Genomic DNA, 25,300 nt, shown 5'->3' on the forward strand with positions numbered 1-25,300 from the left:
GATATAATAAGAGGACATAACATAAGTATTATTTGATGAAATACATCGCTTATATTCGAAAATCTACGGAAGGGAATAATCGTCAAGTTCAGTCAATTCCTAAACAATACCATTGGGTTAAAAGGGAAGCTGAAAGAAGAGGGATTAGAATATCTCTTTTCTTTGAGGATAGTAAATCAGGACATAAGTTGGGAAGAAAAGGTTTTGAAAATATGATACAGGAAATTGAAAAATCTAAAGTGCCGATTGGTATTATTACTTGGAAGATTTCTCGTTTATCAAGAAACCCTATAGATGAAGGTATTATCAAGTATGCCTTTATGCGAGGAAAAATAAAACATATTATTGCACGCGATAGAGAGTACAAAGAGGGAGAAAGTCAGATTATTATGGGAGTAGATTTTGGACAAGCTACTCAATATTCAATTAACTTATCAAAGGATGTAAAAGAAGGATTATACAAAAAAGTAGAAAAAGGTTTTATGCCTAATCGTGCCCCTTATGGTTATATTAATGATTCTTTTGGAGAAAAAGGAAATCGTAAAATTTACCCAGATTCAAAATATTTTAAACCTATCCAACGATTTTTAAAAGAATACTTAAAAGGAACTTGTAGTGTGCCTGAACTTCAAAGAAAAATGACACACGAGTGGGGTTTAAAAAGTAAGAATGGAAAACCTTTTGCGTTGGGTACACTTTATAAGCTATTAGAAAATCGGTTTTATTGTGGCGAGTTTGTGTATAATGGGAAAATTAGACAAGGAAAACACAAACCTATGATAAGTGTTGATGAGTTTGAAAAAATCCAGTCACTTCTAGGAAAATCTCAAAATGTATCTATAAATAAGTATGAAAATCATTATTCGGGATATATTTCTTGTGGAGATTGTCAAAGTACCATTACTGGTTACAGCAAGGTTAAAAAAACTAAAAAGAATGGAGATACAGCTTATCATTATTTAAGGTGTACTCGTTCAAAGAAAAGCGTATGTAATGAAAAAAATATTGGGAGAAAATATGTCGATGAGCAATTTGTTGAATTATTAGAGTCTATTCAAATATCTAGAAAGATTACTACTTATTTAATAACGGCTTTTCATATAAAAAATAAAGAAGAAAAAAAAGATTTAGATTACAAAAAAAGAAAGCTACAACAAAAAAGTTCTGAATTACAGAATGAGCTGGAGATACTTGCAGAAAAACTATCTAAAGGAATTATTAAAGATGATTTATTTATAAAAATGAGTACTAAGATTGAAGAAGAGCAATCTTTACTAATTAAAGAAATAAATAGTATCTATTCTGGAAATGATTTAAAGAAGATAGATAAGTTTTTTTCGTTCTTAGCAAAAGCCAAAGAAAAGTTTGTTAAAGGAACTCATTTAGAGAAAAAAGAGGTTTTAAAAACTGTTGGTGCGAACTTTTCTCTAAAAGACGGTAAGCTTTTGGTAGACTTGCATAAGCCTTTCTTAATTCTTCAAAAAAGTAGAAAGCATTTCAATCTTAGAAATATATCAAGCGAACTGGATTATAGTTCCTCTAAAAAAGGCTTAACAGCCAATTTTAGTAGTGAATTTAATATATGGTGCCGTGATGTTGAAAAATTGCGAACTTTTATTCTTGATAAGAGTTTTATTCTTCCTTAAAAAGGGGAGTATATTTATACATTAGAATTATCAAATTCACCAAAAGAAAATTGAATAAAAAATAAATTCTTTGAAGAATTTAATCCGTGATATAGATGAGGTATTATTTTTTAATATCATTTATAAAATGACTAAATTTTACGGAGGGGCAGATTTCAAAATCTTGTATTATAATTTCATTAATGGGGATATGTCACAGAAACTATTTATGATGAAAGATTATGAATCAGAGTCTGCTTGTTGGGGAAGAGGAGCAGTTATACATCTTGATAAAGCTGAACCTTTTTTATTAAACATCATTTTTGAATGGTCTCAAAATAACCCTGATGGATATATTGGGGATAAAAGGGTTTTTAATTATTTAGTCAATAAACAAGTAAATGAAAGGATTTATCAAAAGATAAGAAAGTCTCATCGAGACTTTAACAAGAGAGTCAAACGAATGCAATCTCTTCATAATATACTAAGGAAGCACAAAGGAATTAGAATTAGGAAAGCAGAAAAAATAACGATATAAATTGCTAAAAAGAACCAAAGACAAATTCTTTGGTTCTTTCTTTATAATGGATTATATATCTCCATTATCAGAAAAGCTATAATAATCGTTTTCAGTAATTATTAAATGATCTAGCACTTTTAAATCTAATGTTTCTGCTGAGCGAATAATTTTTTGAGTTAAGTTTATGTCAGCAGTTGAAGGCTTTAATTTATTTGATGGGTGATTGTGGAATAAAATAATGGCTACTGAGTTTGTTAGTAAAGCTCCTTGCATTAGTATTCTTATATCAACTAATGTAGCTGTAATCCCTCCAATACTTAATAAATGATACCCTAAGACATTATTAGAGTTATCTAAATATAAGGCGTACATATGTTCCCTATAGGATATTTGGTCTAAAGAGAAGATAGCTTTAATGCATTCATAAGCAGATACAGAACTTGAAATTTTATGAGGAATAAAGGAATGTTTTCGTTTGTAGGAAAGTTGTACTTCTCCAATAGGGAGTTGATTTATAAGTTCGATATTTTTCATAATGCCAGATATTTTGTGAGACAATTCTTTGGCATTACTGCAATCTTAAAAACGGAAATAAAACAAGGAGGAATTTTAGAGAAAATCCTTGTTGTTTTTCGTAAAGATTAGCTTTGACGAAGAGTTTTGAATAAAAGGGTATTATTGGTAATTAGGAATATAAAAACAGTTAAATTAGAGGTTTACCAATTGTTTTTTAAGGTTATGAGTTATAAGTTAATATTAGATAAAATTGAATGTAGAGAAGAGTTTTTGATTTCTCTCAAATATCATATAAGAGGGATAGCTGAGTATTTTTACACTACAAAACAAATGGAAGTTGAAGTTGGAAATTGGTTTTGGATGGCTTCTTCGATTGACCAAATTTTTTTTGATGGGATTAGATATGATTCTGCCTTTGAAATGTGTAGTTCAGCTCATGAATATGAAATTGATAAAAATAATTTACATGAAAAACTTATTAATGAACTGACTTTATTTTTGTATGTTTATAGTGGGTTTGAATCTCTTCTTAATAAATTAAACTTAAAAAATTGTGAGTTTAGAAAAGGTAAAATTAATTCAGCTACTTTTTTTATTAAAGAAAATTTTTCAATTAAATATAATACAATCCCAAAATATAAAGAAAGCTTAAGTTTACTTAGGGAGTTAGTGAATAAAAGTGCTTTAAGTGATTTTGAAAAATATTTTTGTTTAGATGAATGTACTGATGTAAATGGAGTAGGGATAAAAGTGGTTTATAAGTTAAGAAACTGTTTAGTTCATGGAGATTATAGTTTTCCCGAACCTAATGAATGGTTCCATAGCTTTCCTTTAGAGCCTGAAATAACAAAATTATGCACTCGGATTCTTCTTTTCTCAATTCAAATGCTTTTAATCGCAGATTGTGAAAACCCTAATAACATTATAGAGTTATCTAACTCTGAAGTAATAGAACGAAATAATGAAGGTGAATTTATGATAGGAGAATATGATTTTTTGAATTATTATCATATAAAAAGAATGAATAAAAGTAAAAATCAGATATCTTTATTTCAATAATATTAAACCAATATTTTAGAAAAATTACTTTTTAGTAAGTGTTTATTTGGTTTGTCGACTTAATAAAAATGAAAGATTTATTTTTAAATAGTAAAGAGACAAGAAAGAAATTAAAAATTTCTTCTTGTCAGTTAATGCATCTTCGTACAGAAGGTAAAATTGAATTTATAAAAAAAGGAAATGCTTATTTTTATAAAAGTAAATAATTTTTATTCATTGATATTGAGAAGCCTTTTGTACTCGGAAATATGATCTTTATTTTTAATCTGATCAAAAGTTTTAAGTCCTAAGGATAATAAAATTGTATTTTGAATTCTTGATTTACCTATTCCCGATGCCGTATAAAAATTATCACTAAAGTCCACATTTTTAAATTTATTTATATAAGACTTATAGTAATCTTGACTTATGTTTTTGTCTGTTTCAAGATTCATATTCAAAATTTCTTTCAAAACCACAAACAATGCCTGAATACCAATAGTTTTCTTAATATAGGATGTTTTGCCTATTGCAGGTTTAAATAGTTCATTCTCGATTACTTTAAAGAAATTGAAAATTATTTTGTAGATAAATAAATCGTTATTTTTAAGATAAAAATTTCTAAGTGGTGTAGTATCTTTTCTCTTTATTTGATTTCTATTTCTATCTTTTTCATCTAATCTTCTTAACTCATTTGAATCCTCTTTTGGGTTAGTGGATATAAGCTTTAAAACACCATCAACAATTGTTGCAGTAGATACTACCCAATCTATTTCTTTAGGGTTTGTGGAGAGTAAAAAATCATCATTTTGAGGTGCAACCTTGATGTGATTGAAAAAAGGTGAACCATTTTCTATATTCAACTTCTTAGATAAATGAACAGCTAGTAATTCTGGAGACCAAGTATAACTCTCGGTTATTTCTGTGAAATACCCAAATTGTTCTAAAGCTAGACTTTTATCTACGGGTTTTTGATTATAGTTAATTGTAGCAAAGAGGTAAGCTTGATATGGGTTAGGTAAATCAAAATATATAGCAACTAATAACTCCATTTCTTCTTGTCGTTGTATACTTGCTTTTTTAAAACCATTAACTCTATGTTGTCCGTCAATTATTGCTGCCAATTTAGTAGAAGTAGGTATAGTTATTTCATATATATCATTACCTTCCAAAGGAGAAAATTTCCAAGTAAGGTCTTCATTTTCTTCAATTAAACCTTTTTTATTGTAGTTAGCAGAAACTATTATTGAGTTTGGGAATGCTGTATCATTACCATTGATATAACTTGTAATAGATTTTACTCTTCCTTTTTCGTCTAATTTTCTTTGGCTACCTTTTAAATTCTTATTTTCGTCATACCTTAAAGGATCACTGAATGATAAATCTATAATATCTTTAGCTGATAGTGAACAAACGTAAAAATCTCCGAAAGGTTGTTTCACTTTAATGGCTTTAATTTTTTTTGGATATCCCATAATTACTCTGTAAATTCTTTAGGTATTACTCCATTTAAATTATTTGGTTCTCCTCCAGTTGTGCTATCTGTTGTAGGAGGAGTAATTGATTCAAAAACAGAGGAGTTTGTTGAATTTGTAATCCACCAAAAATACATAGCAAATAAGCATGCGATAATACTTATTGCTAATTTTAAGTTTTGAGATTCTATCATATATGTCACTAATCCAATTAAAATACTAATGATAACTAAACTTACACCAATCATTATTATTCCATTTTGAACAGGAAGATATTTATCTCTTTCATGATCTCTGAATTTTATAAATATGAGTTCTATTGACGAAGAACAAAGCAAAACAACAGCGTAGCCAATAAGACTTAAAGAGGTAGAGTTTATCTCATCCTGACCATTTACATATGAAGGAAATGCAGAAATAAGGGAGCCTGTTATTCCAATAAAAAATACAATTAAAATAAAATATAACCAGTAAGAAAAAGATTTTAAAGGCTCAGTTCTTCTATTTTTTAAAAAATCTGAAATTATACCTAGTTCAGAATCTTTTTTGAATGAAATTTTTCTAATGAAAAAATAATAAATAAGAAACATTGTTATGATTATGAGAGACCATATACACATTTTGTTTTTCAAAAAATCCATATTTTATTTAGTGTTAAATATTTCTCCAAATTCAAATTCTTTAATATTTGTAATCGCTTGCCTTGGATTTATTGCTTCCATAGAGCGGTTGATTTTTGTTCGCTGCTTTTCACCAGCACCTAAAAATTTACTAATTGCTTTCCAATTATTTCCATCTTTTATTGACATTAAAAAAGCAGATTGACACATAGAAGAAAAGTCAAACGTAGGTTGATTAAATTCTTCGATACCTTGTGATACTAACATTACTGCAACTCCTTGAGATCGTATTTCTCTGAGTAATTTTTCTAATATTTCTTGAGATTTTTTCTCTTTAAATACATTATGAGCTTCATCAATTAGTAAAACATAGCGTAAACCACTATAGTCATCTTCTATAGGTGTTTTATCCATATTCATAAAAGTATTATATAGATAATAGATAACAAGGAAGGTGGCGGTAAAACGTACTTCTTTGCTTAAGTCACCTGAAAGACTTAGATAATAATTAGAGTTTATGAAATCACCGTATTTTTGATTGTCGAAAAGTTCAATTTCAGTTAAACCAATTAAAATTTGTGTTAACGATGTAGGTTTATCTCCAGCTAGTTCATAAACATTTTCCAAAACATCTTTTAAAGTAGGATATGACCCGTCTTTTCTTTCTTCAAAAGCATTAATTGTGGCATCTTTTAAATGTTGTTTTTGAACATTACCTAAGTTAGCATATTTTGTGATTATATCTACAAATCTACCTATACCAACAATTTTGTTTTTTTCATTAATATTATCTATGAAGGATAAAGGGTTAACTGGAAAAGAATCTTGAGGAGTATCTATTAATTCAGCATTAGTTGTATTGAAAAAACTTTTAAAATCTGAATTGGATTTGTCACTTTCATTTAAACCTTTGAAATCAAGATATAAAAAGTTTACTTTTCCTTTTGTTTCTTCAACTATTCGTTCTAAAATTTTACGAGAAAAATAAGATTTTCCAGTTCCAGAATTTCCTGCAACGGCGATATGGCAGTTACCATAAATATTGGTGTTATTAGGGGTGAAATAAATCTTTTTCTTATTTTTAGTTTCCCCTACTAAAATTTTTACAGGTTTTAAGTAGTATTCTTTTTCGTTTAATGTAGAATTATTATTCTTTATAAATTCAAATGAATTTTCCCCATCGTTCATAGAGTCAATGCCTATTTCAATATTATCTAATAGAAATTCTATACCCGAAAAATTTTGATTGTCTTCAAAAAATCTATTAATTAGTTCTAAACCTTGATCGATATGCATTTTGAGATACTTTCTAATGTTTGTGTCATCTTTATGAATTTGATAACGTTGGCAAATTAAAGCTACATAATAATCTCTGTAACTACCAAATAAGGTATGGTCTTTATATTCTTTACCTCCAAAAGCTTGTAAATCCTTCTCTAAATCTAAATTATAACCTTTGCTTAAAGAATAAGCTAAAGCAATTCTGGAGATATGATTCTCTGTTCCTAATCCTATTCTTTGAGTAAGACGTTTTACTAAAGGTTCATTTTCTGGGGATGTACTAATATTAAATTGCATCTTGATAATCTTTTTCGAAAATTTCAAATAATTCTTCTTTTCTTTCTATTTGTTCAAATTTAGATTGTTCGTTATCAGTGTTTTTTATTAAGAAAGTCTTACTTATACTAGGTAGAAGAATATTGAATTCATCTTGTGTCATTTCTTTTTTTAACAAAGGAAAGATAATAACTTGATTTGATACTTTTGGGTAAAAATGTTTAACGATACTGTTTGAGTGGTCGATATCAAACTTTTGCATTGGAGAATCAATAAAAACAGGAAAATCAATATTAGATTCATCAACTAGTCCTTTTAAAAGGGCAGTTGCATACATTTGCTGTTCTCCCTTAGACAAGGAATCTTTGTTAATTTCTTTCCCTCTAGCATCTATCAAATTTATTTCAATGTCATCGCCCAATATTTCTACATTAACATCACTTATAAAGCTTTTTTTATGAAGTAAAATATCTAGCCCTTCTTTGATTCTTTTAGATAAACTATGCTTTTTTTCTATTTTGAAATTAGCTATAAATGTTTTAAGGTATCTAATAGACTTTTGCACTTCATTACTTATTTGTTGTTTACCTTTGGAAACTTTCAATTTATCAGAAATTCTTTTAATTTCTTTTTTAGATTGAATTTTGGTTTCATTGTTACTTGTTATATCCTGTTGTAAAACACCTATATTTCTTAAAATATCATCATAATCTTTTTCTAACTGCAACTTTCGTTCCCTATCAGCTTTTACAAGTGGGTTTTCTGATTTTTCTTCAGCAAGTTTAATTTTTTTGTTGATATCGTTTAATTCATTTTTAGACCTTACATAATCCGAATTTATTCGGTTAAAAGTCTCCTTAAATGATAAACGAATATTATTAATGAACTGATTCAATTTAGCTTTTTCTGTCTCTGATAAATTATGTATTACCTCTTCTTGATTATCAGCGTCTGTTTTCATTTTTGAATCTCCACTAAGATGTTTGTGTATAAGTTTTTTTAAATTATCAATATAATACTCCTGTACTTTATAGTTTATTACTAAGTTGTCAGGGTGAGGAGTATTTATTAAATCATTAATAATATCATCAGCAACTTGTTCAATCTTATCATCATTAAATTTTTGACTTATAATATCTCTTTCTAAAATAACTTGCTCTAAAACTTCAGTAAGCAGATTTCCAGCAATCGCAAATGGAATTATCTCATAATGATTTTTTAATTCAGTATTTAAAATAGCGACTTGTTTTTCTAGAGTAATTTTTCTTTCCTTTAACTCGTTAAGTTGATCTACAGTTATTACACTTCCTTGTTTTATTAATTTTTCCTGTAACTTATTAATGTCATACTTTAATCCAGAAGCTTCTTCTTCAAAATTTTTGATTTGTTCTTGAACTTCATTAATTCTATCATCAGCTATTTCTACATCAGTTTTAAGTCTTTTTAATTCTGCTTTCTCTTTAGCATTGGCTGTTTCTGATTTAAGTTTATCAAGATATTGTTCTAAATCTTCTTTTAAGTTTTGATATTGTTTAATACCTAAAACTTCAGAGTAAGCTTTACTTAAATTTTGTCTTTGCTCAGGTGTATGAATTTCAGCTAAAGAAACAATTTTTTCAGCATCAAAAAAGAAAAATTTAGCAATTTCTTTTGGCATAATAAAATCCCTAATAAAATGTTCTGCACCAACATCTTTAACTAATTCACTTTCGTAACCATCTATAAGTATATCTAAATCTTCTTCTTTATTACCTTTTGTAAAATATGTTCTTGTAATTTTTAATTCATTACAAGTTACATCAGGTATAGTGGTTATATTAGAAAATGTGATTGATACAGAAAATTTTGTTTTTCCTTCGAATTCTGCTTGCCTATTAAGGCTGCTTTTAATGTATTGTCTGTAGTTACCGTTACTTTCAATTTCTTTTTTGTAAATATCATCAACATCGCTCATTTGTCTACCATATAAGCACCAAACTAAAGACATTAAAAAAGTAGTTTTTCCAAAACCATTTTTACCACTTACAATTATTATATTTTCATTATCTGAAACAGATAAATCTATTAGGTTTTTGCCTTTATAGATTCTAAAATTGTCTAGCTCTATAGATTTTATAATCATTACGCTGAAATGAATTGTTTATACCTGTTTTCTATATCTTCAATAAGCCCTCTACGTTTCATCATAATTGTTTTAGCCTTTTCAAGTTTTAGTAAATCTTGGATTAAGGTAAATTGTTTTTTATCATTATCGCAAGCAGATAATAGAATTTCTTCTTCTTTTTTGATAAGTTCATTATGTTGTTTCATATCAAGATTTTTATTAAATACTTTATTGTAAATATCTGAAACTTTGTAATCAAAATATAAATCTCTATACCAAGTAACTTGAATAGCTATTAACTCTTGATTATTAATTAGCTCTATTTCTATCCCCATATCATTAATCTTTTTTTGAGCATCGAACACTTTTTCTAATATTTTGGCTCGATGTTTAAGTTTAACTACTCCCATATCATTTTGAGCTGGTAAACCATTTCTCCTAAAAGATTCTCTATTCTCTATTTTGTTTCTTTCTTCTTGAATCCAATCTCTTACATCTCTTAATGGTATTAACCATTTCTCACCGTTTTCAATTTGGGCAGAAATAGATTTATCTTTTTTTACGACTGTACATGTCCAGCAACCAAATCTACTTTGTCCACAAGATTTATGTTCTTTATTTGATACCATTGTAGGACATTCATAATCATCTGCACTCGCATCAGAGTATATTTTAAATAACTGATTTTTTTCAGCACCCCATGGAGATTTATAAGTATTTATAATATACCAAATTTCCTCTAAATGTAACTCTTTAATAGGAGAGTAAACAAGAATGTTTTTTTGCAAGGGATGTTTTGTTAATCGCTTTCCTTTTATTTCATGTTTCTTTATAGATTTAGCCCTTGTAGCACTTTCACTTTTTCTTGTTCCAACTAATACGATTGCCTCTTTATGGCTTGTCTCGTCATTATTTATCATTTCATCTACAAAACGTGATGTTGGTTTTATTTTCAATCTTTCAGTACACCATCGAAAAGCATTATTAGGAGCTGGATAACCTTTTCCAATAAGATTTACCCAAAAAGAATCTTCCAATCTAGGAATTGTTTTTTTAACATGAATAGGTAAATTGTGTTTTATCGCTGCCTTTTCAATTTTTTCTAAGATACCATTGACATAATTTGTGATTATTGGATTTTCAACTAGAGTATCATTACAAACGACCCAAACTTCACGTTTTAGGAATTTTTCATTAATTTCATTCTTTATTTTTAATAGTCCTAGCCAGACCAATGTTAACATAACTGTAGAGTCTTTTCCTCCACTAAACCCTATTATCCAAGGTTTATTGTTGTCTTCTATGGTATATTGATCTATAATTTCTTCAATTATATAATTAGCTTTCTTCATATATCTTAAAACTCGTAATTTACAATTTTGATTACAATAATTGTGATGATTGATTTAAATTAATTTTTCCCATTTATGATGAAGTAAATATGTTCTAGCTTTATTTGAGGGATTACCAATTATAATAAAATCACTTCCTAACCATTTTTTTATCAAAATGGCAGCACTTCTTTTAGAAACACCTAAATGAATCGCTAAATCATTAGTAGTAATTTCTTTTTGTTGCAAAAATAGACCTAAAGACATTCGCTGTTTAGCAGATAATTCTCTTAATAGTTTGGAATTATCATTTGATATAACAGGATTCTGTTTTTTAGAATTCTCTATAATATTGGTAAAAGCAATAGCCATTCCTTTTGTAAAATATTCGAGGAAATCAGTTAAATCGGCTTGTTCACGCCCCATATAATAATTAGGAATATCTTCCACTGCTAAAGCATCATAATATCCATGAATGTGTTTAGCATAATATTCTTCCAAGGAGTAAATTCCCTTTAATCCATATCCTCCATGATGAAGTATATAGTTTGTAAGTAAACGAGCAGTACGTCCATTACCATCATAATAAGGATGAATTGTGGCAAATTGATAATGAGCCAAGGCAGCTATAATTGGTACAGGAATTTTTTCTTCTTGTAATTTATCATTAATCCAAACTATTAAATCCTGCATCATCATAGAAACATCAGATGCTTCTGGAGGCATATAAACTATAGCATTTGAAAAACCGTCTTTTATTACATTTTGACCATCTCTATATAAAGTAGGTTTCTTTTTACCATATAAAACTAAACCATGAATAGTTTGCAAAATTTTCTCAGTTAAGATTTTAGTATGATTAGTGTCTACGTATTCCAACGCTAAATAATAATTCCTAACTTCTTTTTCATCTCTTTCTCTCCCTGGTAAACCGCCGATATTTTTATCTACTACTTGAGTTACTTCTTCCATTGTTAGTCGGTTTCCTTCAATTTGAGTAGAATAATGTGTAGCAACAAGTCGTGCTGATTTTCTTAAAGAACTTAATAATGTAGCACTTACAGGGGTAGTTTCAAACTGTTTTTTACCTTCCTCTATTTTAGCTAAATCCATAGCTATTTCTAACGTAATTGTATAGTTTGGATTAAAGGACATATTAAATTTTGGGTAAATGTACGATAAAATGTAATTAAAGTGTAGATAAAATGTGTTTAAACGTCAAATAAATGTTTTTAAAAAGCCACAGATCTAGTAATGTTATCATTATCTTCCGTTTCAAAGCTATCTAAATAAACTTGTGTAGTTTTAGAAGAGTTATGCCCCAAAGCTTCGGAGATATATGAAATATTTGTTCCTGAGTGTTTTAAAGCTGTAGCGAAAGAATGCCTAAGAACATAGCTTGTAAGATTAGTATCAATTTCAGCTAGTGAGGCAATTTTTTTGAGGTTATTGTTAAAAACATCACGACGACTTTCATATAAAGTAACTTCTTTTTTACCTAACCCTAAAATTTGTTGTGGAAGAATAGGGAAGACCAATTCATTAGAATTTAGCTTCTTTCCTTGTGAGTAATATTGTAATATTTCCTTTGATTTACCTGCAATGATAATATCGAAATCTTTATGATTTTTGGCTCTAGTGTATTTTATACGGTCAAAATCTCCAATAATCTGATTCATTCTTAAATAAGCTAAATCTCTAAAATTAATACCATTGGTGTTAAACATAAAAATAGCTTGCTGTTGAGAGTGCCATAAAGAAGTATCTTTTTCTAAAGGATATTCAAATAACGCTTTGATTTGTTCTAAATGAATAGCTCTTTTTTGTGTTGGTTGAGGTGTACCCACCGTAAAATACTGAAATCCATAATTTCCATCTTTTGGAAGTTTATGATCTTTAATGCCATGATTGATTACTGCACGCAAGCCTCTTAAATAAGCATTGTACGAAGTGTCTTTCATAGGTTTATTCATCATGTTTACTTTCCATTGCTCTAGGACTTTTCCAGTGATTTCAGCAAAAGTGATGTCTTCTTTACAGTCAGTATATTTCTTAAATGCACTTAGAGCCTGCTTATAAGATTTAGCTCTGCCGTAGAGCTTTAAATTTTCATAGTGTTCCACCAGAGTATTACCGTATTCAAAAAGTTTTATGGTTTTAACTCCCTTAGGAGTCATTAAAAGTGTACCTCCTTTTTCCTTGATTTTTTTATCACGGGTTTCAGATTTATTATCTAAAATTTGCTTAGCAATAAAGTCACGTAATTGTTTAATGCTCCAAGAATGTATTTCATTCTCATAATCTTGGATTAATGTTTCAGCAATGACGAGTTTCTTTCTAAGTTCGTTATTTTCTCTTTTGTAGTTTTTGAATGTTTTATTGAATTTATCCTCATCCCATTGTTCTATGAGAGCATATTTTTTTAAATTAATTGGAAGGTGCTTTCCTTCTTTTTGGACTTTAAGTTTTATCGGGAATGAACCATCTTGTCTTTGATTACTTTTCTTTTTATCTAGTATAATTTTTACGGTTGCCATAGTGCTTTTTGTTTGTATAAATATACTAAAAAATTGCCCGTTTTTTGCCCGTTATTTTTGTTTTTATCTGATTTTATAAAATTTTATTTTTCATAAATGTCTTTGTTTATAAGGGTTTGTGTTTTTGTGTGGCTTTATGTGTGGTCAAAACTTCTGCCTTCTAAGCAGACGGTCACAGGTTCGAATCCTGTCGCGATCACAATAAGCCTTACTAGTTTTAGTAAGGCTTTTTTGTTTTTACACAATAACCGGTAATAAAGTCTTGTTTTATCTACGTTATAGAGGTTTGTACGTATTTCTGTTTTTTTGAAATACAATATTTCAAAAATATTTAAGATAATGACTAAAAAGAATTACATAGAAATTAGGAAGAAGTCGAGTCTTTTTGATTTTATACTGGATGAAGTACCAGAGAATGGTATGATTAAAGACGATAGCAAAGAAATTTATCATGATAGATCTGTTGAACTTTTAAAAAATGCCTTATACAATGAGTAAGAAAGGGTACAAAAACAAGTTCAAAAACTCTGAGTTTATTTCTGGCAAGGTTAAGAAAAAAGAGAGTTTAATTAGTGATTTAGATAATAAAATCAAAGAAGAGATTGAGAAACAGAAAGAGATTATTGATGAGGAGAAAAAAAGCTTCTCTGTTTATCCTAAGATATTGTTTCTTGATAATAGCGAACCACTTGATTTGAGATTAACTTAAATTAAAGTATCATAGTATTAAGAACACCTCTATTGAGGTGTTTTTTTGTGCTTTAGTAATACATGACGTAGTAGATTCTAAAACACATAAAAAATGTTTTTTTACATAATTGTTGTAAGAAATACTAAAACCCAATAACAAGACCTAAAAGTTCCAGTTATCAGTGGATATAACTTGAATAAAAATTATATTTGTCGAGATATAACTAGTTGTGCTTCATTAAAAAATGACTAAATGACAAGAATCGAATTTATAGAATTTCTGAAAGAGTTTAGAAAAGACTTAAAAGAGAACAAAACGAATTGGAAAAATAGAACTCTTGAAGATTTTCTAGAAGCTATGGAAGTATATACAGAAGATATTCAAGGCTTTTATGACAATATGAAAATGAATGTTGACGCAGATAAACCAACTTGGGAAAATTTCAAAACGATTCTAAAGGGCGCTTCCATTTATGAATAGAATAATAAAGAATTATGATAGAATCCTACATTCAATACGCTGCTGGATACCAAAAAGACGATATTGATTTATCTGATATAGAAAAAGCAATTAAAGACATTCAAGAAATGGATGAAGAACATGGAGCTTTTTGGGTTTCTGTAATTACCGATGATGAGAATGTGATTGAAACGAATAAGGATTTAACTCTTTCCATTATTATGGACGGAGAGGAGTCAAAATTCAAAGCTAAAGATTGGACAGAAGCCAAAGAATTATACGAATTGTTTTTGAATAAGGATTTTGAAAAAATTAAAACGAAAATAAAATAACGAAAGCACAACAAGATGTATAGTGCATACCCTTCGGGATACGCACCATACACAGAACGTTGGCGGTAATTTGAATATATGAATGAACTTTTAGATTATTTTAAAAATACGATTTCAATTTCACCTGAAATAGAAAGTAAACTGAATGAAATAATCAAAGAAAAAAACTTAGTAAAAGGAGAACAAATACTTACTGATAACTCTATTAAAAAAGAGCATGTATTTGTTGTAAGTGGTTGTTTGCGTTCTTTTTTCAAAACGGAAGACGGAAAAGAGCACACCATACAGTTTGCCATTAAAAACTGGTGGATAAGCGATTACATAACACTCTATACAGATAACAAATCTGTTGTCTCCATCGAAAGTCTAACACATTCTAAGGTTTTAATAATCGACAATTCTAAAGTTGAAAAATTTTATCAAGAATTTCCTCAATTTGAAATCATTCAGAGAAAGAATTTTGAAAAACGAATTTCTGCACTTCAAAAACGAATTTTAAGCTTATTAGCATTAACTGCTGCTGAAAAATATAATCAGTTTATTGAGGATTATACTGAATTCGAAAAAATAATACCTAATTATCAAATTGCCTCATATCTAGGCATTACTCCTCAGAGTCTAAGTAGAATCAGAAAAGAAAGAATCAAAAACTAATTTATTACCATAGGTTCATATTTACGTTTTAATTATCATCTAATTTTGGGCGATAATTAAAAATAAGACAATGAGTTTTTTAGACAAATTAAATGAACGATACGCTACTAAAGCTATGAATGCCGAAGTAGTTCCTCAAGAAAAAATAGACAACATTTTAGAAGCAATTAGATTAGCTCCAACATCTAGTGGATTACAACCTTTTGAAGTTTTCGTAATTACAAATAGTGATACTAAATCTAGTATCAAAGAAATTGCTTGGAATCAATCACAAGTTACAGATTGCTCACATTTATTGGTATTTGCAGCTTGGGATAATTATACGGTAGATCGTATTAATTATATGTTCGATTTAACAAACGAAATAAGAGGTTTTAAAAACGAAGGTTGGGAAAACTATCGTCAAATGTTATTAGATGGTTACCCAAAGCGTGATGCAGAAACAAACTTTGAACATGCAGCAAGACAAACCTACATTGCATTTATGGCTGCCATTACTCAAGCTGCTTACGAAGGTTTAGATAGTACACCAATGGAAGGTTTTGATCCAAATGCATTAGATAAAATTCTTGGATTAAGAGAAAAAGGATTACGAAGTACACTTCTATTACCAATAGGTTATAAAGACGCAGATAAAGATTGGTTAGTCAACCTTGTAAAGGTTAGAAAACCTATGGATAAATTAGTAACATTTATATAAATCAAACCATGAAGAAAAAAATAATATTAACAATAGTAAGTATCATCTTACTAGCTTTTATTGCCTTGTACTTTACATCGAGACCAACAGAAACTGAAGGCGGATCTTATATTCCATCACCATTAGCATTAAAATTAGCAACATCTCCAACTACAGATTTTGATAATACTGTTTATGAAAATAAGTATTCAGGAAATAAAAAAGTGTTAATGATTTGCACAGAGCAGAAAAATATGACCATGGCTAATGGTAAAAAGTTCTCAACGGGAAATCATCCTGTCGAAATACTTTTACCTGTGCTACATTTAAGAAATGCTGGTTTTGAAGTAGATGTTGTAACACCTAATGGAAAACCAGTTGTTATTGAGCAATGGGCAATGCCACAAGACGATGAATATGTAAAAACAATATATACTGAATTCAAAAAGAAATTTGAAAATCCCGGAAACTTATCTGATTTTGTTGCTAACAATATGAATGGAAGCTCAGATTATGCTGCTATTTTTATTCCTGGAGGTCATGGAGCAATGCTTGGATTACCAGAAAACAAAGATGTGAATAAACTAATAAAATGGTCACACAATAATGATATGTTTACACTTGCTATTTGTCATGGTCCAGCAGCATTATTAGCAGCCGGCTTAGACAGCAATAAAGATGATTATGTCTATAAAGGTTATAAAATTGCTTCATTTCCAGATGCTGTGGATGAGCAAGGACCAATGATTGGTTATACACCTGGCCATATGCCATACAAGTATGGAGAAAAGTTAAACAACTTGGGAGTTACAATAATCAACGAAAAAGCTGATAATACAGTTCATAAAGACCGAAAATTAATTACAGGAGCTAGTCCTTTAGCTGCAAATGCTTTTGGAAAGTTAGCCGCAACTGAACTACTTAAAGAGATGAACAAATAAAAAACTACCGCCAACAACGTGTATAAGTAATAGCGATTTGAGTTATAATTCAAATCGCTATTCTTTTTTATTTTGTAAATTACTTACTGAAAAGTAGTGTTTTATTTTTCGCTACTACTCATACACAAAACCGTTGGGCTTAATTCAAAAAAACTGAATTCATTAAATTAACACTAAAATAATGTATCAATTTCTTCCCCCAAATGAGCATTTAGATTTTGGATTTGGAATAACTTCTGAAACCTATTATAACTCTGCTCTATTATTGAATTCTGAGAAAAAAAACATTCAAGCATTTCAATTAGTCGAAATGCCGATTAGTTTTTTATATAGACATGCCATAGAATTAGCATTAAAATCATTAATAATTATCTTTCATAAAAAATTAGAAATCCCTTATGACAAAGAACCTTTTGATAGTATAAGTCCAAAAATATTCAGTCAAGGAAAGTGGAGACCGCTTTACAGTTGTCATTGGATAGATGAATTATATAAATATTGGAAAGATGAATTACTTTTAAAAAACTTAGATAAAATTAAACAATTAGCACCAAAGGGAGATTGGAGTGAATATTCTGAAATAACGAAAGCAATACCCATAATTTCCAATTATGATAGAAAAAGTTCTTTTTTTAGATATCCAGTAACCGAAAATGAGGCTTTAGATTTAGAGAAGTTTACTATGAAAGAAATCGATGTTGATAATTTGTTCGAATTACTAAACTCTGAAAAAAAAACTCAAACTAAAAAGACTGGAACAACAGTTGTTTTTGGCATAAAAGACCAAAACGATAACATTGTTAAAGCTTATAAAAAACAAGACGAACTATTAACAGAATTAACGGAATCATTAATAAAAGTTGCAGAATATTTTAATGGAATTCATATAATGACAAGAATGACATTGTGCAACGGACAATAAAGAACATATGTTTGGAAAAAGTATTAAAATATATTTATCAGATGGTTCACCAAGTGGATTAAGACATGTAGAAATTGCCAACTGGTCAGGGCAAGCAATTGCTTGTCCAAGAAGAAGACTATCAGAATTAAAGAATTGGAATGAAGCTCAGTGTCCTGGTGTTTATTTTTTATTAGAAAAACATTCTACAGACGGAAGAAATTCTGTTTATATAGGAGAATCTGAAAATGTATATAGACGGCTTTCTGAACATGACCGTAATAAAGATTTTTGGAGTGAGGTTATTATTTTCTCAAGCAAAGATGAAAATTTAACAAAATCACATGTGAAATTTTTAGAATCAAGACTTTCAGAACTAACTAGTATTGCTGATTTGTATTCTATTGAAAATGGTAACAAGCCAACTAAATCAACTTTACCAAGAGCTGATAAAGACGCAATGGAGGAATTCATACATAACGCGAAAATAGTGTTAGGAACATTAGGTCATAAATTCTTAGACCCACTAATCACAGAAGATATTTCTAAAGACGAGAAGACCTTAGACTCTTCAGTCAGTGAAGTTTTATTATTTAATGTTAATGGATTGTCTTCTAAAGGAAAAGTAAGTGATGATGGTTTTGTATTAATTCGAGAATCAGAAATTTCTACTAGAACAACAACTAGTATTCCCGGTAAAATAAAGTTACTTAGGGACAAGTTAATTTTAGATGGAGTTCTTATAGAACGCAATAATAAACTAATTCTCACTAAAGAAATCGTACTTAGTTCACCTTCCTATGCAGCAGCATTAGTAGCTGGAACTTCAAGAAGTGGCCCGCAAAGCTGGAAAAACTCAAAGGGTAAAACACTAAAATCTTTAGAAGAGAATTTAATTAAAAACTAAGCCCAACACCGTATAAAATTAATTGCTAGTGCAAGCCTACTTACGAAAATCCTCGCGGATTTTCTATTTTGTTTGTATTTGCTAAATTAGGTGCTTAACCAACGCAACTAATCTTATACAAACACGTTATCTACAATGTAAAAAATGAATATCGAAGAATTACAATCTGGAATTTTAATCACAAACTTTGCGGCTGCAGGTGATGGCGGGAGTCTTTACTTTGAATGTGAGACAACCAAAAACTCTAAATTCAATTTATTATTTACCCAACATACTTTTCTAGATAACCCAGATTCTGAAATGCTCCCAGGAAGAATTTACTTAAATCAAGAAATTATAAATCTAAAATCTAAAGAGGAGAAAATGATTCTGTTAGGATTGCATGATTTCAATGTTAGTAACGAATTGGTAGAGATTAACCCAGATATGAAATCAGAGCTCGCTAGTACGATAAATGAATTAAGAAATTTTTACCGTTCAGGTTTATCAATTGAAATTAAGAAGAAAATAGATAACACTTTTTAAATGGCATTAAAACGCAGCTTAGCCAAAACGTTAACTAACATTTATGACTATCGAATTTATATTTATTGCTATAGCTATAGTATTGGTTTTTGGATACATGTTATCTAAAATCAATAAACAAGAAAGGATAGAGAAAAGCGAAATTGAAAAAAGTCTTAAAGATGAACTGATATACGATGATATTGAGCAGACGGCTTTAACTCTAGAAGAAGCTGAATCTGGAACTTGGAATATTGATATAGCTAAAAAGCGATACCTTGAAAATAAAAATAATTCATCTTCAAAATGGAAGGTTATGAGTGAGGTTTTAAATTATTTTGGAAAAAACTATTCGGAGTATATGTTTACAGAAGAAGAAAAGAATATTATTGTCAATTCTGAAATGTTCAAACAATTTTCACATTCTTCTTTTCCATATACCTTTATAAATAATCAGAAACATAAAATATCAATAGTCAATATCCAAGATGACATTAATTATGTTGAAGAGTTTCACGAAAATCAATTTTTTTACTGGATTAAACATAAAGATATCGACGGTCATTATATTTTCAGCAATAACTTTCTAAAAGAATTAAAAAGAACTGATAATAAAGTTTTTGTAACTAAGGCTGTTGGTCTTCTACCTACAAAAAACTATTCTTTAGAGTATTTTAATGACAATATTTTTGTGAAATCAACAAATCCTTTCAGTTATGAAGAAATAATTCGATTAGAAAAAGTAGTGGCAATGTTAGTTAACAACATATAAAAATAATAGCGATTTATTCGCTAAAACGAAACAAGATAATAATAAAGAAGGTCCGTGTTTAAGGGAAAAAGTTAGTGTTCCAAAATCCGCTACTATTCTTACACTAGTCCATTATAAGCAATTAGAATGACCAAAGAAGAAAAAGCTACTATCCATAGAGATAAACTTCAAGCGATTACTAATAAAATAGTAGAAAAACACACCTGCTTATTTGTTAAAAATACAGATAAGCCTTCAGGTTTTGCTACTGGAGTATTTGTGAAAATTAATGAACATCATTTCATTTTTACTGCTGGTCACGTGGCTGAAAATAATATTTCAGAAATCTTTATAATCATAAATAATGAAGGAAGGTTTATAAATCCTGGAGGAGAATGGGTCATAAATAAAGTTGAAGGAGAGAGAGAAGATGATAGAATTGATGTTGTCATATTAAAATTAGACGAATTATCAATTACAGAGATTTCAAAATCATACGATTTTTTAGAAAAAACATATTTAGACGATTCTCATAACGACACTACATACCCCGGCTATTCTCTTGTAGGATTTCCTGAATCTAGAAATAGATACAATAAATATAAAGGCAAATTAGAAAGAGAACTTTTTCAATTTAACACTACATCTGTAGAAGGTGAAGATGAAGACATCTATAATAAATATGAATATGATAGATCTATTAATATTTTGATTATTTACGAACAAAAGAAAGTTATTAATATTTTAACAGGTAGTAAAGAAACCGGACCTAATCTACAAGGAATGAGTGGTTCTGGATTATGGTACACTAAAATGCAAAAAATACCTTTAGACCAAAATAATGTTGACAAAAAACTAATAGGTATTTTTATTGAGAGTACAATGAAAAACAAAAAATACTGGGTAGCAACAAGGATTCAAGTCTTTCTAAAACTTTTAAAAGAATCATTTGAAATTGAAATATAAAAAACCGCTTATAACAATGCATCCTATGAAAAGTAATTCGCGGTTTCATTAAATAATCCCAATAATTTGTAAATATTAACAAAATACATAACACCTTACACAAGGTGTCTTTTTATGTTTTTTCGTATAGTTTATCCCTTTGAATTCCCCTTCGTTTTCGCTATACTTGCTACACTAACTACTAATAAGAAAAAGATGAAAATATTAATTACTGGTAATGGATTTGATTTATATCATAATCTCCCTACTTCATATAACGACATGATAGAAATTTTATCACATGTAGTTGACAATAAAGTTGAATTACTTGATTTTGAAGCCATTTATAGTAAGAGTTCTCAATACAGCAGAGGGTTGAAAGAAAAATATCAAGTTTTTGATTTTGATAAACCGAAAATCACCGAATTGAAAGACTTATTGGAACAGAATGTTTGGTTTTCATATTTTCGGAAAGAGCTGGAAATAGAAACTTGGATAGATTTTGAAAAAAAAATAGAACATGTTCTTGATCAATCCTTGACACTAATTTATGAGTTGTATAAAAAGAATTTATTTGATAAGTCTTCATATTCTTGTGAAATGAGAGCTGACAGTGTAACAAGAATTGAATTTAAGGATTTTGGTAATAAAATTGTTTTAACTGAGCTTCTTAAGGATTTTAGATTGATTGAGGAGAATTGGAATCATGAGTTTACGTTGAACGAAGAGTATTTAGTGAAAAAACACCATTATTATATAGATGTTGATTTTGATAAGATTTCCGAATTTCTTTTGGATGAATTGGGTAAGTTTAAGTTAATATTTAAGTTATATTTTCAAAATATAGTTTATCCTTTATTGGAGTCGGTAAAGACACAGGGCGAGAGTGATGTTTTTTATGGAGTGGATCGTCACTTTACGTTTAATTACACACCTACTTTTCAACACTTTTATCGAACAAAAAAAGATGCTGAAGGGAAGGGAAAAACAAGGTTCTTACATGGTAAAATTCCTTTAGAAGGTGAAAGTAATGTCGTTTTAGGGATTAATGAGGTGCCAGATGTTGAAATAAATAAAACTTCAATAATACCGTTCACAAAATATTTTCAGAAGTTATATAATAGATGTGATATTGAGTTTTTAACTGAGTTTTCTGAATACCAAAATAGAGAATTCGAGTTTTTCTGGTTTGGACATTCTTTAGATTTTTCTGATAAATATTATATCGACGAGGTTTTTAAATTCGCTCTTAATGAAGAAAATTCGAATGAAACAAAGATTTATGTGTTTTACCATAGTGATAGTTCTAGAGGCACTCTCTATACTAATTTAATTAATATTAGAGGTCAGGAAGAAATTGTTCGATTAAGTCAAATAAATGTTTTACAATTTGTACAAATAGATTCTAAGGAGTTTAAGGAACTATTTAAGGACTCTGAATATTATATGAAGTTCGGAAGGTCTAATGTTTAAAGATATGATAAGAGAGAAATTAAACATTTACTACAAGTACCTCAATACGAGGTATTTTTTTATTCCCAACTAGTTTGGAAATATCGATCACTAATCATTTTTTTACGCTTCTTTGAGTAGTTTGATCGCTTCCATAACCAGAGTATTTTAGAATACGGGGTTTTTACTTAATTTAAATATTTTATCTTGCTCTCAACCAACAAAAAATAGTCAATGAATTTAAAAAACATCGTATCATCTATACTATTTATAGCTTATTTACTAATGACTTCTTTATTTTGTAATGCCCAAATAGCTGATTCCATAAAATATGAAAATGGATATCTTCATTATTACCAATATGGTTCTAAAAAGCAACCTATGGTCATTATTTTGACTGGAGGTCCTGGTAATTCTTATCATCAATTAGAAGGTCTTGCAGAAACTATAAGCACAAAATTTAATAGTATTTTACTTGAACAAAGAGGTACAGGAAAATCAATACCTATACCATTAGACGCTACTACTATAAATCTTAAAAAAGTTACGAAAGATATAAAAATATTAATGGAAAGTTTAAAAAACAAGAAAGCTATAATACTGGGGCATTCTTGGGGAGGAATGTTAGCTATGAATTTCGCTTCTGAATTTCCTGAAAGTGTAGAGCATTTGGTTTTAATTGCTCCAGGACCCCATAAAGATACAAAGAATGGGTTTAATATATTATTTAAAAATCGTCAACATACCAGAAGTTATACCGAAGAGCAGCGTTTAAAGAGTTTGTATGAATTGATTAAAAAGAATGAGGCAGACTCATTAGAAATTATTGAATCAAAGAAATTGGCTAGACGAGCGTATATATTTGCGAATCCAGTTCCAGATAGTATATTTCGAAAAATTAATACACCAAATAACAATAAAACAACTAGGATTTTGATAAAGGATATATTTAAAAATTATGATGTTTCAAAATCTCTAAATAACTATAAAGGGAAAATAGATGTCATAACTGGAAGACAAGATGTTGTAGGTTTTTTCTCGTATGAGTTAAAACAGGATATACAAAAAGCGAACCTTCATTGGATAAACGAATGTGGACATTTCCCAATGTATGAACAACCAGTGGAGTTTTATAAAATTCTTTATAGGATTTTGAGTAAATAAGAGAATTAAAAAAGTTACACAACAAACTACTAGGATGAAAAACAAAGAAAGAATAAATGAAATCTCGAAACGAGAATTGAAAAATGAAGAAGAGATAAAAACATTTATTTCTGATTTAAAGGGAGCTGGAGCAAGTTTGAAGATGAGCATGGATTTGCTTAACGAAAAGAAAGGAATGGGACTTAAAGCCTACTGGGTGATAAAAGATTCAGGATGTTGGCCAGAACTTCATAATAATCCATTTACTCAGGAGTTTTTAGATATTGCAGCTGAGAGTGAAGATGCAATTGAAGTAATCAAGGAAAATAGAGTTGTGAGTGGTGTTAAGCTTGATGTAAGAAATATAAAGGGGTATTAATACCATTAATTGTTTTAAAGCCATAAATTAAGCTTATCCTTAAACTTAAACGTCCAATTTGGATGCTCATTTTACTTGTATTACTTATAACTAATAAATATGAAAGTAGTTAATATCTGAGCTAATTATGAGGAAGAAGAAACTCATTGGTATTATATTAATCTTGATAGGTCTGCTGATCTTATTCTATAGAAGAAGTGATTTTTTAGGTTGGGGAGGCTATGTTGATCAGTCTTGGGAGAATATGATTTTCAGTTTAATATTAATCTTAATAGGTTTTATTCTGTTAAGAAAGAATAATTAGCTTATATAAAGTGTTTTGAAACACCAATTACTCCGCAATCTTTCTGAGCTTCTTTGAATAGTTTGATAACTGATATAACAAAAGTATCATAGAATACCAGTTTCTTTTTATGTGTTTAAACAAGGAAGAGATTAAGAACAAGTTGTTTATTAAACTTCATAATAAATTGTTAAATTAAAAAAAAGTACTACATTTGCGCTGCTATGTGACAAAACAAATTGCGCAATTTTGATTTTCTCAAAGAAGACTTAGCATAAATTTTTATAAAATAAGTTAAACAAATATTATGAAAAAAATATTAAGTATTGCTGCTATCGCAGTATTAGGGATTTTTGGTGCCCAAGCTCAAGATGGAGGATTTGAAAAAGGAGATTTTTATGCAACTGGATCTTTAGGATTTACAACTACTTCTCAAGGACAGGCAAGTTCTGATACCTATACATTTTCTCCAGGTGCGGGATATTTTGTTAGCGAAAATATCGCGTTAGAAGCGCAAGTAACTTTTGGTTCAGCAACTACTGAGGTAGCTGGAACGTCAACTGATATATCTACTGCAGGAGTGGGAGTTGGAGCTGTTTATTTCTTCACTCCATCAAATAAATTCTCATTTACAACAGGTTTAGGTGTTGCTTACTTAAGAAGTAAATATGGAGAAGGAGATAACGCTCCTAAAAACAATACTTTTGGTGTTAATTTAACTCCAGGTGTTCACTATTTCGTTTCTGATCATGTAGCATTACGTGCATCTATTGCGGCGTTATCATACACATCTTCGAAATTTGACTTCGATGGAGCGGAGGCTGTAAACACTTTTGGTTTTAATTTAAACCTAACTGATGTAAACTTTGGAATTGTATATAAGTTCTAAAAAATTACGTTACATATAATAAAAAAGTGTCCAATTTGGACGTTTTTTTACTATTTACATAGAGGTA

Annotated in this window: 28 protein-coding genes and 1 tRNA gene; 21 read left to right on the forward strand and 8 right to left on the reverse strand. The window is 29.1% G+C overall.

What is annotated here, in order from left to right; all coding sequences use genetic code 11:
- The first annotated feature begins 35 nt into the window (after positions 1-35).
- Together ACKTTV_RS22430 and ACKTTV_RS22435 are read left to right on the forward strand one after the other, a co-directional pair.
- On the forward strand, positions 36-1,646 hold the full coding sequence (locus ACKTTV_RS22430) for a recombinase family protein (RefSeq protein ID WP_408033111.1): 1,611 nt from the start codon (positions 36-38) through the stop codon (positions 1,644-1,646).
- Positions 1,647-1,716: 70 nt separating this feature from the next.
- Complete coding sequence (locus ACKTTV_RS22435; RefSeq protein ID WP_408033112.1) at positions 1,717-2,163, forward strand: hypothetical protein; 447 nt, start codon at positions 1,717-1,719, stop codon at positions 2,161-2,163.
- A 51-nt stretch (positions 2,164-2,214) separates the two neighbouring features.
- Here ACKTTV_RS22435 and ACKTTV_RS22440 read toward each other — a convergent pair whose 3' ends face one another.
- Entirely contained in the window at positions 2,215-2,679 is a 465-nt protein-coding gene (locus tag ACKTTV_RS22440; protein WP_408033113.1) for a JAB domain-containing protein, read from the reverse strand.
- Between the two features lie 204 nt (positions 2,680-2,883).
- Here ACKTTV_RS22440 and ACKTTV_RS22445 point away from each other — a divergent pair, with 204 nt between their 5' ends.
- Positions 2,884-3,720 carry a hypothetical protein gene (locus tag ACKTTV_RS22445; RefSeq protein WP_408033114.1) on the forward strand — a complete coding sequence of 279 codons (837 nt, stop codon included), beginning with the start codon at positions 2,884-2,886 and terminating at the stop codon, positions 3,718-3,720.
- A gap of 68 nt (positions 3,721-3,788) precedes the next feature.
- Positions 3,789-3,926, forward strand: coding sequence for a hypothetical protein (locus ACKTTV_RS22450; protein ID WP_408033115.1), 138 nt, complete (start codon positions 3,789-3,791; stop codon positions 3,924-3,926).
- 3 nt (positions 3,927-3,929) lie between these two features.
- Here ACKTTV_RS22450 and ACKTTV_RS22455 read toward each other — a convergent pair whose 3' ends face one another.
- The 7 genes from ACKTTV_RS22455 to ACKTTV_RS22485 all read right to left on the reverse strand — a co-directional run bounded on the left by ACKTTV_RS22455 (position 3,930) and on the right by ACKTTV_RS22485 (position 13,323).
- Positions 3,930-5,174, reverse strand: coding sequence for a DGQHR domain-containing protein (locus ACKTTV_RS22455; RefSeq protein ID WP_408033116.1), 1,245 nt, complete (start codon positions 5,172-5,174; stop codon positions 3,930-3,932).
- A 2-nt stretch (positions 5,175-5,176) separates the two neighbouring features.
- Complete coding sequence (locus ACKTTV_RS22460; RefSeq protein ID WP_408033117.1) at positions 5,177-5,764, reverse strand: hypothetical protein; 588 nt, start codon at positions 5,762-5,764, stop codon at positions 5,177-5,179.
- A gap of 54 nt (positions 5,765-5,818) precedes the next feature.
- Entirely contained in the window at positions 5,819-7,372 is a 1,554-nt protein-coding gene (locus ACKTTV_RS22465; protein ID WP_408033118.1) for a DndE family protein, read from the reverse strand.
- The gene (gene dndD, locus ACKTTV_RS22470) at positions 7,362-9,473 is read right to left on the reverse strand and encodes a DNA sulfur modification protein DndD (RefSeq protein WP_408033119.1); all 2,112 of its coding nucleotides are present in this window, start codon (positions 9,471-9,473) and stop codon (positions 7,362-7,364) included. The genes ACKTTV_RS22465 and dndD overlap by 11 nt, the downstream gene beginning before the upstream one ends.
- Complete coding sequence (gene dndC, locus ACKTTV_RS22475; RefSeq protein ID WP_408033120.1) at positions 9,473-10,807, reverse strand: DNA phosphorothioation system sulfurtransferase DndC; 1,335 nt, start codon at positions 10,805-10,807, stop codon at positions 9,473-9,475. Before dndC ends, dndD begins: the two co-directional genes overlap by 1 nt.
- Before the next feature lie 54 nt (positions 10,808-10,861).
- Entirely contained in the window at positions 10,862-11,941 is a 1,080-nt protein-coding gene (locus ACKTTV_RS22480; RefSeq protein WP_408033121.1) for a Fic family protein, read from the reverse strand.
- A 77-nt stretch (positions 11,942-12,018) separates the two neighbouring features.
- Positions 12,019-13,323 (reverse strand): tyrosine-type recombinase/integrase, encoded by a 1,305-nt coding sequence (locus ACKTTV_RS22485; RefSeq protein WP_408033122.1) that lies wholly within the window; start codon positions 13,321-13,323, stop codon positions 12,019-12,021.
- A gap of 113 nt (positions 13,324-13,436) precedes the next feature.
- On the opposite strand from ACKTTV_RS22485, the gene ACKTTV_RS22490 reads away from it, so the two are divergent.
- From ACKTTV_RS22490 to ACKTTV_RS22570, 17 genes are all read left to right on the forward strand, one after another.
- A tRNA-Arg gene (locus ACKTTV_RS22490) sits at positions 13,437-13,522 on the forward strand.
- A gap of 140 nt (positions 13,523-13,662) precedes the next feature.
- Positions 13,663-13,821 carry a hypothetical protein gene (locus tag ACKTTV_RS22495; protein WP_408033123.1) on the forward strand — a complete coding sequence of 53 codons (159 nt, stop codon included), beginning with the start codon at positions 13,663-13,665 and terminating at the stop codon, positions 13,819-13,821.
- Positions 13,814-14,032 carry a hypothetical protein gene (locus ACKTTV_RS22500; protein WP_408033124.1) on the forward strand — a complete coding sequence of 73 codons (219 nt, stop codon included), beginning with the start codon at positions 13,814-13,816 and terminating at the stop codon, positions 14,030-14,032. Before ACKTTV_RS22495 ends, ACKTTV_RS22500 begins: the two co-directional genes overlap by 8 nt.
- Before the next feature lie 234 nt (positions 14,033-14,266).
- Positions 14,267-14,494: a DUF7660 family protein gene (locus tag ACKTTV_RS22505; RefSeq protein WP_408033125.1), complete on the forward strand. Its 228-nt coding sequence runs from the start codon at positions 14,267-14,269 to the stop codon at positions 14,492-14,494.
- Positions 14,495-14,508: 14 nt separating this feature from the next.
- Positions 14,509-14,805, forward strand: a complete 297-nt coding sequence (locus tag ACKTTV_RS22510) for a hypothetical protein (RefSeq protein WP_408033126.1) — start codon at positions 14,509-14,511, stop codon at positions 14,803-14,805.
- Positions 14,806-14,883: 78 nt separating this feature from the next.
- A complete protein-coding gene (locus ACKTTV_RS22515) occupies positions 14,884-15,459 on the forward strand; it encodes a Crp/Fnr family transcriptional regulator (protein WP_408033127.1) in 576 nt (191 codons plus the stop codon).
- Positions 15,460-15,529: 70 nt separating this feature from the next.
- Positions 15,530-16,159, forward strand: coding sequence for a nitroreductase family protein (locus tag ACKTTV_RS22520; RefSeq protein ID WP_408033128.1), 630 nt, complete (start codon positions 15,530-15,532; stop codon positions 16,157-16,159).
- A gap of 8 nt (positions 16,160-16,167) precedes the next feature.
- Positions 16,168-17,079 carry a glyoxalase III HchA gene (gene hchA / locus ACKTTV_RS22525; RefSeq protein ID WP_408033129.1) on the forward strand — a complete coding sequence of 304 codons (912 nt, stop codon included), beginning with the start codon at positions 16,168-16,170 and terminating at the stop codon, positions 17,077-17,079.
- A gap of 181 nt (positions 17,080-17,260) precedes the next feature.
- Positions 17,261-18,001, forward strand: coding sequence for a hypothetical protein (locus ACKTTV_RS22530; protein ID WP_408033130.1), 741 nt, complete (start codon positions 17,261-17,263; stop codon positions 17,999-18,001).
- A gap of 7 nt (positions 18,002-18,008) precedes the next feature.
- Positions 18,009-18,887: a GIY-YIG nuclease family protein gene (locus ACKTTV_RS22535; RefSeq protein ID WP_408033131.1), complete on the forward strand. Its 879-nt coding sequence runs from the start codon at positions 18,009-18,011 to the stop codon at positions 18,885-18,887.
- Between the two features lie 144 nt (positions 18,888-19,031).
- Positions 19,032-19,412 carry a hypothetical protein gene (locus tag ACKTTV_RS22540; protein ID WP_408033132.1) on the forward strand — a complete coding sequence of 127 codons (381 nt, stop codon included), beginning with the start codon at positions 19,032-19,034 and terminating at the stop codon, positions 19,410-19,412.
- 43 nt (positions 19,413-19,455) lie between these two features.
- Positions 19,456-20,163, forward strand: coding sequence for a hypothetical protein (locus tag ACKTTV_RS22545; RefSeq protein WP_408033133.1), 708 nt, complete (start codon positions 19,456-19,458; stop codon positions 20,161-20,163).
- Positions 20,164-20,289: 126 nt separating this feature from the next.
- The gene (locus tag ACKTTV_RS22550; RefSeq protein ID WP_408033134.1) at positions 20,290-21,108 is read left to right on the forward strand and encodes a hypothetical protein; all 819 of its coding nucleotides are present in this window, start codon (positions 20,290-20,292) and stop codon (positions 21,106-21,108) included.
- Between the two features lie 195 nt (positions 21,109-21,303).
- Positions 21,304-22,560, forward strand: a complete 1,257-nt coding sequence (locus ACKTTV_RS22555; RefSeq protein ID WP_408033135.1) for an AbiH family protein — start codon at positions 21,304-21,306, stop codon at positions 22,558-22,560.
- A 213-nt stretch (positions 22,561-22,773) separates the two neighbouring features.
- On the forward strand, positions 22,774-23,703 hold the full coding sequence (locus tag ACKTTV_RS22560) for an alpha/beta fold hydrolase (protein WP_408033136.1): 930 nt from the start codon (positions 22,774-22,776) through the stop codon (positions 23,701-23,703).
- A gap of 34 nt (positions 23,704-23,737) precedes the next feature.
- Positions 23,738-24,061 (forward strand): hypothetical protein, encoded by a 324-nt coding sequence (locus ACKTTV_RS22565; RefSeq protein WP_408033137.1) that lies wholly within the window; start codon positions 23,738-23,740, stop codon positions 24,059-24,061.
- Between the two features lie 590 nt (positions 24,062-24,651).
- Positions 24,652-25,233, forward strand: a complete 582-nt coding sequence (locus ACKTTV_RS22570) for a porin family protein (protein WP_408033138.1) — start codon at positions 24,652-24,654, stop codon at positions 25,231-25,233.
- Positions 25,234-25,300 lie beyond the last annotated feature (67 nt).

Source organism: Tenacibaculum xiamenense (genome assembly GCF_964513065.1).
Lineage (GTDB): Bacteria > Bacteroidota > Bacteroidia > Flavobacteriales > Flavobacteriaceae > Polaribacter > Polaribacter xiamenense.